Below are 6,687 nucleotides of genomic sequence, written 5' to 3'. Positions count from 1 at the left end.
CCGCGAGTGGTACGGCGCCGTACGCCCGACCGGTCTCCCCCGGGCCGGGCGTACGGCGCCGTCGCGGGCGTCAGGCGGTCCGGGCCGGCAGCGCCGATTCGATGATGTCGGCCGCCTGGTGCGTGCCGCCCTCCTTGGCCATGTCCTGCTTGATCTCCCCGCCCCTGCGGGCGACTTCGGGGTCCGCCACGAGCGCCGTGACCGCCTCCCGCAGCGCATCGGCCGTCACGTCCGCCATGGAAAGCCGGCGGGCGACGCCGAGTTGGACGAGCGTGTCGGCGTTGCCGAACTGGTCGACGGCCAGCGGGATCGCGAGCATCGGGGTGCCGGTGGCGAGGCCCTCCTGGCTGCCGCCGGCACCCGCGTGGGTGATGAACGCGTCCGCCTTCTTGAGGATGGCGAGCTGTGGCACCCAGGGGTGGACCTCGATGTTGCCGGGGATCTCGCCCAGTTCGGACGGATCGACGAACTTGCCGATCTGGAGGACGACATGCCAGCCCGGCAGATCGCCGAACGCCTCGACGCAGGCGCGGTAGAAGCCGGGCTGTTTGGTGTTGGCCGAGCCGAGTGAGACCAGCAGCACCTTCTCGGCGCCGGCGGGCCGCTCCCAGTCCCCCTGGTCGGCCCGCTCCCCCTGGCACGCGCCGACGAAGGTGAAGACCGACTCGTCCACCCGGTCGGCGAAGAGCTGAAGTGCCTTGGGGATCAGCACGATCGAGCGCTCGGGACGGACGACGAACCGGTCCATCGGGAGGTCCATCCCGTTCTCGTCCAGCCATGACTGGAAGCGGGTCCGGTAGGCCCTGCCCCGCTCGGACTCGTTGAGCTGGGCGATCTGGGCGGCGCCGACCTCTTCCTCGTAACCGTCCCAGGCCACCATGTTGGGTGAGAGCTGGAGATACGGCACGCCCCACCGGTGCGCCAGGATCGGCGCCGGGTACGAGGTGATGTCGCTGATCACCAGATCGGGCCGGTCGTCCTCGAACGCCTCGGCCAGGCGGGGCAGCGACTGCATCCCGTCGGCCAGGAACGGCTCCAGGTTGTCGATCAGCTCGGTGCCCCAGGCGTCGGGGTCGTCGTCGGTCGGGATGGTGGAGGTGTAGATCACCGGCTCGGCGCCGGTGGCGGCCACCTTCTCGGCGAAGGAGGCGGGGATCGCGTAGCTGACGCGATGCCCACGGGCGACGAGTTCCCGGATGACTTCGAGGCTCGGGTTCACGTGCCCGTGGGCGGCGATGGAGAACATGGCGATGTGGGCACGCTGTGGTGAGGTCATGCCCACACCGTAGCATCAAACGAGACGAGACGTCTCGTTCAGCTCGTGGTGCAGGGTGAGCCACGCCGGTGGCGGCACGAAGGCGACGATCTCGGCGCGGTCGACGCGCGCCATGGCGAACGCCCGGTCCACCCGCCGGCGCGGATGCCCGGCCCGGCGCAGCGACGCGTACAGCGATCCGCCGACCCCGGAGAAGCCGGCCTCCACCAGCCGCCGGTAGTCGGCGAGTTCGGCGGCCGGCAGCAGCGGGCGCGGGCGCCGCTCGATCCGCAGGATGCCCGCATCCACGCGCGGCACCGGGCGGAACTCCCGCCGCCCGATCCGGCCGAGCAGCAGCCACTCGACCTGCGGCCAGGTCAGCACCGTCCGCAGCGACCAGCGCCCGAAGTCGCCGGTGCGCCTGCGGGCGTATTCGAGCTGGGTGATGAGCGTGGCGTCGGTCAGCGCGGGCGCGCGCAGACACCAGTCGACGATGTCGGCGGTACGCGAAAAGGGCACGTTCCCGACGACGGCGAAGGGTTCGCGGGGCGGGGGGACGCCGACGAAGTCCCGCTCGTAGACGCGTACATGAGGTGCGGCGCCGAGGGCGGCGCGGAGTCCGGGGAGCAGCCCGGGGTCGATCTCGTACGCGCGCAGCTCGCGGCAGTGCGGTGCGAGGACTGTGGTCAACGCGCCTTTCCCGGGGCCGACTTCGAGCAGCAGCCCGGCCGGGTCGGGGCGGGCGGCGCGTACGAAGCGGGCCGTGGTGGCGCGGTCGACGAGGAAGTTCTGCGAGAGCGTGCGGGATCCGTGCTGCTGCCTGCTGCGGGCCATGGCCTGCGTCCTGTCTCCTTGAAAGGGCTTCGTGGGCAGACGAAGGCCCTGACCGGAGCAGGGTGAAGCGGCGCACGGACCACGGATCAACGGTGACGGATCGCGGGGGTCGGTGCGCGCGGGGACGCCGTATGTCAGCGGTCGAGGATCCCCGGTCCGGTCAGGGCGCCGGGGACGCGCCGCAGCCGGGTGAAGGCGGCGACGGAGCCCCGGAAGGAGCGGATGTTTACGATCGCCACGCAAGTGCTTCCCATGACACAAACGCTAGACGGACCGGACCGTCTCGCACAACTCGGTTTTTTCTCCGCCCAGGAGGCCGGCGGAGGTCAGCGCTGGTAGCGGGCCAGCACCAGATTGCCGTCCTTCACCAGGCGTTTCTCCAGCTCGGCGCGGTCGATCGCGCCGCTGTAGTACTCCTGGAGCGCCGGGGTCGCGACCTTGTCCTTCCACTCCGGGTAGCCGCGCACCGTCTGCGCGGGCGCCGGCAGCAGGTCGCGGGCGAGCGCGGCGCCGGTCGACCAGCCGTCCTTGGCCGTGTGCAGGGAGGGATCGGCGAGCGCCGCCGTACCCGTGGGCAGCATCCAGTCGCCCTGGGCGAGCCGGACCATGTTCTCGGGCCGGAGCAGGAAGTCGATGAAGGCGACGGCCTCCTCCTTGTGCCGTGTGTCCTCGGCGACCGACAGCGTCTGCGGGCTGACGCCCTGCGTCGCGCCGTCGGCCCCGGCGGGCGCGGGCAGCACCGTCCACTCGAAGCCCTTCGGCGCCTGCTGGATGATCTGCTGGCGGTACGAGAAGCCGAGGGGCACCATCGCGTACTTGCCCCCGAAGAACCCCGGCAGCGTGTCCGATCCGCCCATGCCGAGCGTGGCGCCCGACGCGCTGCCGTCGTTGTTGACCTGGTCGTGGATGACGGCGGGGACCTCGGCGTCGGCCCCGGTGTACCGGATCGTCACCTTGTCGTCCGCGCCCCGGTGGAACAGCTGCCCGCCGGTGGACCGGCTGAGGTTGAGCGTCGCCGAGACCGGGTCCTTCAGCGGCCAGGCCACCCCGTACTCCGCCTGCCCCGCCGCCGGCTGCCGCCCCTCCCCCGCCGTCAGTTCCTTGGCCGCCGACCTGAACTCCGCCCAAGTCCAGGGCTGTTCGACGGTCGGGATCCGGACGCCGGACGCCTCAAGGATCTTCTTGTTGGCGATCAGCACGCGTGGCTCCTGGAGGAACGGCACGCCGTACACCCCGTCGCCGAACTTCGTGGTCCCCCAGCTCTGTTCTGGGATGTCCCGCTTCAGCCGGTCGGGCAGCAGCCCGTCGAGATCGGCGAGATAGCCGCCGTACGCGAAGTCGGCGAGGTCGTCGGAGGCGTCGTGGATGATGTCGGGCGCCTCACCGCCCTCGAAGGAGGTGAGCAACTGGTCGTGGACGCTGTCCCAACTGCCCTGCACATACTCGACGCGCACATCGGGGTGGGCGGCGTTCCACTCCTTCACCAGTTCCTTGTTGACGGCCACCGACTCGTCCTGCCAGGCCAGGGACTGGAAGCGCAGGGTGATCCGGCCGTCCGCCGCATCGCCGTCGGAGCCGGAGCAGCCGCTCATCAGCAGAACAGTGGTCGCCGCCGCGGCCACCAGCCGGGTTGTCGTACGCATCAGGTCTTCACCGCCCCGGCGAGCATGCCGCCCGTGATCCGTCGTTGGATGATCGCGAAGATGGCGAGCGAGGGAATCGTCGCGAGGAACGCCGCAGCGGCGAGCGGTCCCAGGTCGGCGACGCCCTCGGCGCCGAGGAAGTGCGTGAGGATCACCGGCAGTGTCTGCTTCTCCGGTGACTTGAGCAGGACGAGCGCGAAGAAGAACTCGTTCCAGGCCGTGATGAACGCGAACATCGCGGTGGCGACGATGCCCGGCGCCAGCAGCGGGGCCGTGACCGAGACGAGCGTACGGAGCCGGCCCGCGCCGTCGACGGCCGCCGCCTCCTCCAACTCGGCCGGTACGGCCCGTACATAGCCGACCAGCATCCACAGCGCGAACGGCAGCGACCACACCACGTACACCATGATCAGCCCGAACAGGGAGTTGATCAGATGGAGGTTCTTCAGCACCAGGAAGAGCGGGATGATCACCAGGACGAACGGGAACGCCTGGCTGACCACGACCCAGCCGGTGGCCGCCGTCGCGAGCCTGCCGCGCTGCCGGGCCATCACGTACGCCATCGGCGTCGCGATGACGACGGCGATCAGCGCGGCGGAGAGCGCGACGGTGAGGCTGTTGCCGGCGGCCCTGAGCAGCGGCTGTTCGTCGAACGCCTGCCGGAAGTTCTCCAGGGTCGGGCTGTCGGGGATCCAGGTGGGATGCAGACTGCCCAGCTCGGGCGCCGGTTTGAAGGCGGTGGAGATCAGCCAGAGGAAGGGGAAGGCGAGAAAGACGAGGTAGCACAGGAGGGCGAGGTACTGCCCGGCGCGTGCGGGTCTGCTGGTACGGAGACTCATTTCTCCTCCTCCGCCTTGAGACGGCCCACCAGGTAGAAGGCGAGGAGGACCGAGATCACGGCGACCATGACGCAGCCCATGGCGGCGGCGTAGCCGAACTGGCCGTAGCGGAATGCCTCTTCGTAGGCGAAGAGCATGGGCAGCCGGGTACGGCCGCCGGGACCGCCGCTGGTCAGCACGTAGACCAGGGCGAAGGAGTTGAAGTTCCAGATGAAGTTGAGCGCCGTGATGGCGAGCGCGACCGGCTTGAGCGCGGGCCAGGTGACCGTACGGAACCGGCGCCAGGCGCCCGCGCCGTCCAGCGCCGCCGCCTCGTGCAGCTCGTCCGGGGTGTTCTGGAGTCCGGCGAGCAGCGCGACCGTGGTCTGCGGCATGCCCGCCCAGATGCCGACGACGATCACGGCGGGCAGGGCGGTGGCGAGGCCGGTGAGCCAGTCGCGGCCGTCACCGAGGCCGAGGTCGCGGATCGTCTCGTTGAGGATTCCGGCGTCGGCGTTGTAGACGAGGCGCCACATGATGCCGACGACCACCTCGGGCATGGCCCAGGGGATGATCGCCAGGGCGCGGGCGAGCCAGCGGAAGCGGAGCCGCTGGTTCAGCAGCAGGGCGAGGCCGAGCGCGAGCACGAATTGCGGGACCGTCACGCCGACCGCCCACAGCAGGCCGATGCGGAAGGACTCCCAGAACAGGGTGTCGTGGTACAGGTCCTGGAAGTTGAGCGTCCCGATCCACTCGGTGGGCTCGGTGCGGCCGGACTGCGCGTCGGTGAAGGCGAGGGTGATGCCGTAGAGGAGCGGGCCGACGCTGAGGACGAGGATCGGTATCAGGGCCGGGAGCACCAGGAACCAGGCGCCGCGGTCGATCACCTTCTCCCGTGGCGGTCCGCCCTCCGGGCCGCCTCTCCCGCGCCTGCCGTTCCTGCTTGTGCCGGACCGCGTCTTCGCGGTCGCCAGTGTCACGGATTCGGCTCCTTCGGGCGGCTTTGTGGGGATGGCCGCCCCGGCGGCCCCCGTCATCGTGCTGACGGGCGAGGGGTTCGTCAAGCCAACCTGCGTGAATGCGAGACTGAGGGCCGATCCGGCCAATCGGGCCGATCCGATCCGGCCGGAACCGGCCGGAAGGGACAGGAGAGTTCGATGGACGAGGCAGGGGCGCGGGCCGTACTGGACGCCACGGGGCTCTCGGCATCCGGCGCCGAACTGCTCGCGCTCGGCGAGAACGCGGTGTTCGGCGTCGGCGAGCTGGTCGTCAAGGTCGGCCGAAGCCTCGCCGAGGCCCCGGAGCTGCGGGAGCGCGCGGAGCGTGAACTGGCCGTCGCCGACTGGCTGGCGGAGAGCGGCGTGCCCGCCGTACGGGCGGCGGAACCCAAGGCCCGTACGGTGGACGGTCACCCGGTGACGCTCTGGCGGCGGCTGCCCGACGCCGTACGCCCCGCGGGCCCCGCCGACCTCGCGGCGCTGCTGCGGCTCGTGCACGCGCTGCCCGCGCCGCCGTTCGAACTGCCGCGCAGGGAACTGCTCGGCGGGGTGGAGCGGTGGCTGCGGATCGCGGGGGACGCGATCGACCCGGCCGACGCCGACTATCTGCGGGCGCGCAGGGACGGCTTCGCCGCCGCTGCGGCGGCGCTCACCCCGGAGCTGCCGCCGGGTCCGATCCACGGCGACGCGCTCCCCCGCAACGTCCATGTCGGGCCGGACGGGCCGGTCCTGGTCGACCTGGAGACGTTCTCCACGGATCTGCGGGAGCACGACCTGGTGGTGATGGCGTTGTCCCGTGACCGGTACGGGATGGCGTCGGAGGCGTACGACGCGTTCACGGACGGGTACGGGTGGGATGTGCGTGGCTGGGCGGGCTGTGGTGTGTTGCGCGGGGCGCGGGAGACGGCGAGTTGTGCGTGGGTGTCGCAGCACGCGCCGACGAATCCGAAGGCGTTGGCGGAGTTTCGGCGGCGGGTCGATTCGCTGCGGGACGGGGACGCCGAGGTGCGCTGGTACCCCTTCTGACGGGGGGCCGCTGCGCGGGGCCTGTTCCCCTACCCGCCCCTTCCCTCAACCGGGGCTCCGCCCCGGGCCCCGTACGGCCTTCGGCCGTGCCCTCAAACGCCGGGCGGGCTGGG

The 6,687-nt window shown here is 71.1% G+C and carries 6 protein-coding genes; 1 reads left to right on the top strand and 5 read right to left on the bottom strand.

From position 1 onward, the window contains the following. Nucleotides 1-70 precede the first annotated feature (70 nt). The 5 genes from mgt to BHU15_RS35830 form a co-directional block, all read right to left on the bottom strand. Complete coding sequence (gene mgt, locus BHU15_RS35850) at nucleotides 71-1,276, bottom strand: macrolide-inactivating glycosyltransferase (RefSeq protein WP_069630926.1); 1,206 nt, start codon at nucleotides 1,274-1,276, stop codon at nucleotides 71-73. A 15-nt stretch (nucleotides 1,277-1,291) separates the two neighbouring features. Beyond that, nucleotides 1,292-2,089 (bottom strand): ErmE/ErmH/ErmO/ErmR family 23S rRNA (adenine(2058)-N(6))-methyltransferase, encoded by a 798-nt coding sequence (gene erm / locus BHU15_RS35845; protein ID WP_069630925.1) that lies wholly within the window; start codon nucleotides 2,087-2,089, stop codon nucleotides 1,292-1,294. Between the two features lie 326 nt (nucleotides 2,090-2,415). Continuing rightward, nucleotides 2,416-3,732, bottom strand: coding sequence for an ABC transporter substrate-binding protein (locus BHU15_RS35840; RefSeq protein ID WP_069630924.1), 1,317 nt, complete (start codon nucleotides 3,730-3,732; stop codon nucleotides 2,416-2,418). Beyond that, nucleotides 3,732-4,571, bottom strand: coding sequence for a carbohydrate ABC transporter permease (locus BHU15_RS35835; RefSeq protein WP_069630923.1), 840 nt, complete (start codon nucleotides 4,569-4,571; stop codon nucleotides 3,732-3,734). The genes BHU15_RS35840 and BHU15_RS35835 overlap by 1 nt, the downstream gene beginning before the upstream one ends. Continuing rightward, nucleotides 4,568-5,530 carry a carbohydrate ABC transporter permease gene (locus BHU15_RS35830; protein ID WP_069630922.1) on the bottom strand — a complete coding sequence of 321 codons (963 nt, stop codon included), beginning with the start codon at nucleotides 5,528-5,530 and terminating at the stop codon, nucleotides 4,568-4,570. Before BHU15_RS35830 ends, BHU15_RS35835 begins: the two co-directional genes overlap by 4 nt. A gap of 177 nt (nucleotides 5,531-5,707) precedes the next feature. Here BHU15_RS35830 and BHU15_RS35825 point away from each other — a divergent pair, with 177 nt between their 5' ends. Further along, nucleotides 5,708-6,574 carry a phosphotransferase enzyme family protein gene (locus tag BHU15_RS35825; RefSeq protein ID WP_069630921.1) on the top strand — a complete coding sequence of 289 codons (867 nt, stop codon included), beginning with the start codon at nucleotides 5,708-5,710 and terminating at the stop codon, nucleotides 6,572-6,574. Nucleotides 6,575-6,687 lie beyond the last annotated feature (113 nt).

The sequence above is a fragment of the Streptomyces niveus genome, assembly GCF_001723055.1.
GTDB classification, from domain to species: domain Bacteria; phylum Actinomycetota; class Actinomycetes; order Streptomycetales; family Streptomycetaceae; genus Streptomyces; species Streptomyces niveus.
Note: the sequence above shows the minus strand (reverse complement) of the source record. Positions and strands in the feature narration are given on the sequence as shown.